Raw genomic sequence first — 2,518 nt, 5'->3', positions numbered from 1 at the left:
AACATGCGACGCATTTCAAGCGCAATGCCGAGGCCGGCATGGTGATGGTCAACCTGCCGACCGCCGGCGTCGATTTCCACGTGCCCTTCGGTGGCCGCAAGGGCTCCTCCCATGGCTCGCGCGAGCAAGGTCGCTATGCCGCCGAGTTCTACACAACCGTCAAGACGGCATACACCCTGGCTTGAGCGATGGCTCGGCAGGGAACATCGTGGTTCACCCAGACGAGCCTTGCGAGATGAAGCGAAAAACAGTGGCTTGGCAGGACTCATCGCAACCATCGCTGCGGATGTGGCTAGGGCTGAGCCGCTTTCATGTGCGCTCGCGAAGGCCTATTGCAACAACCTGAAGCTCAACGCATCGAGGTGAAGAGTTGCGAGGCTTGTGCCATAGCGTCGTCGCGATCAGAGAACATTCGACCGCAGTTTGCTTTGTTGTTGAGCCCAGCGGCCATTTCGACAACAGGACAGATGTTCTCGGTTTGGGCTCAAGAGATCGCGTAATGTATCGAGTGGGACTGCCCGAACAACCGGGGCATGCGAGACAAGACGTCCCTTGCCGGGCATTTGGTTGGTGAGTAGGACGAGGTGCTGTCAGATCACCCGTCATGCTCGGGGCGGATGGCCAGCCGCGAGTTCGCTTTGTCGGATTGGTATGCTCAGGAAGCGGTCCAAGTCGTCCGGTTTTTCGCCTCGCGACCAAATTTTCAATCGGTCATTAGATGACGATCCGTCACAGAACTGTCATGGTACTACCCGCGCTGGCCGTCACTGTATTGGCAACCACGCTCGCCGAATTATTAGTCAACGATGTTGGAGTTCAACCCGTTCCCGGTGCCCTTCGACTGCAACAACTACATGCTCCATTCGTCGATGCTGCTGAAGAACTGAACGTGTCGCCAGCGTCTGTGCGTGGACGGCTGATCCGCTTCGACGGAAATGGGAGCTTTAAAATTACCAGGCGCATGGGAACGGCTTGACCAGGCACGGGGCTGCGGAGGATGGTTATGTCTCCACGCCCGGGAACTGCAACAATCCGGACCCTGCGATGTTTCTCTATTGCAGAAGCCGGTTGAACAGATTTCCCAACGTGCCCGCGTCCTGATCGGGCTGCTCCGCTCCAGGGACCGGTTGTCTGGCCGCGGGTTCGAGAGTAGCGGGGTCTTCGTCGGCTTGCTGGTCCGGCGGCGCCTTGTCGCTCTGCGCCACATTGCCGTCAATGATCTCCTCGATAGAAAGTTGGTTTCGCTCGCCTTTAAGGGAATTGTCGATGTCGCCGCCGACGATGTCGCGCAAGGATCCTCCAGTCGCTTTGCCGGTGAGCAGGTCATCGATCCGCAGCTTGTCGGCCGGCAGTCCGAACTTCTTCAGTGTCGCCAATGCAGCGGTGGGGTTCTTCAAAAGTCCCGACAGATCGGGATATATGTGAGGACCGGCAAATGGCCCCTCGATCAGGACCGGCACTCCGATTCCCTCGGTTGCGATCTCGGCGCCCTGTCCCTCCAGCGATGCGACCACCCGCGGATCGAGGCGAAACTTCAGCTGTCCGTCCGAAAGGTTTGCCTCCCCGGTCCCGTTCATGCGCACGAGCGGGCCGATTAGCTTGATGTCCTCGGTTCGCGCAACGCCGCTATCAACGGCAAACGAGGCACTGAGTTCAGTGAACCCTGTCGCTTGGCTTTCATTCTGCTTGAAGCCCGACGACATCAAGCCAACGAGGTTGTTATAGGCGTCGGCGATATCGATGCCGCGGATGGCGCCATCGGAAAATCGGACATCCGCGCTGCCTTGAAGCGATTGTTTGAGTGTGCCAGTCGTGCTGCCAGCTCCCGTTATGTCGAGCTTGGCCTGCAGCGCGCCTTCAAGATGTCTGAAGCCTGCCATGTCAGTCAGAAGCGGCGCCGCCGAAGCGCCCGCGATCGAGGCGTTTAAAGCAATCGACGGTTCCGACCCTGAGCCGTCGGCCCTCAGGCTTGCGGTAATATGGCCGCCATAGAACGGGCTTTCAGGAAGGCTGAGACTTGCGACTCCATCGGCAACGGTAAGAGTGGTTGCCACCGGCCCTGCAAATACGTTGCCGTATCCAAGTTTATCAGCGTTGACACTAATCGATGCGTCGATCAATCGAAGCGAGGAGAAATCCAACGGAGCGTCGGGCGCAGGACCAGCTCCCCGCGCCTTCGATTGAGGTTCAGGCGAGCGCGCGCCGGCGAGGCGCGCAAAATCTAACTGTGCGAACTTGAGGGCACTGGATATCTTCAATGGTGTCGTGAATTGGACAGATCCACTCCCGGTCCCCTCGACACCATTGACGGACAAAGTGGCACTTTCGAACTGAACGCTCGCCGGGCTCGCGCTGACATCACCGTTGAACGCAAATAGGTCGATGTTGTCAGGGCCGCTCTGTCCAAGCCAGCCAAGGAACCCGCGAACGTCCGCTGTCGAAAAAATCAGCTTGCCGGCATAGCCGTTCGGAATGGCCGCTTTGCCATCAAGCGAAAGAGCCGCTCCCGGCATACGCA

General features: G+C 58.7%; 3 protein-coding genes. 2 read left to right on the top strand and 1 reads right to left on the bottom strand.

Going from position 1 to position 2,518, the window contains the following annotated elements; genetic code table 11:
* A partial coding sequence (locus IB264_RS34125; RefSeq protein WP_192435362.1) for an aldehyde dehydrogenase family protein occupies positions 1-185 on the top strand: 185 nt, incomplete at its 5' end.
* A 557-nt stretch (positions 186-742) separates the two neighbouring features.
* Positions 743-976, top strand: a complete 234-nt coding sequence (locus IB264_RS34120) for a hypothetical protein (protein ID WP_158407887.1) — start codon at positions 743-745, stop codon at positions 974-976.
* Positions 977-1,052: 76 nt separating this feature from the next.
* Here IB264_RS34120 and IB264_RS34115 read toward each other — a convergent pair.
* A partial coding sequence (locus IB264_RS34115) for an AsmA family protein (RefSeq protein ID WP_192435360.1) occupies positions 1,053-2,518 on the bottom strand: 1,466 nt, incomplete at its 5' end.

This window comes from Ensifer sp. ENS11 (genome assembly GCF_014851895.1).
GTDB classification, from domain to species: domain Bacteria; phylum Pseudomonadota; class Alphaproteobacteria; order Rhizobiales; family Rhizobiaceae; genus Ensifer; species Ensifer canadensis.
Note: the sequence above shows the minus strand (reverse complement) of the source record. Positions and strands in the feature narration are given on the sequence as shown.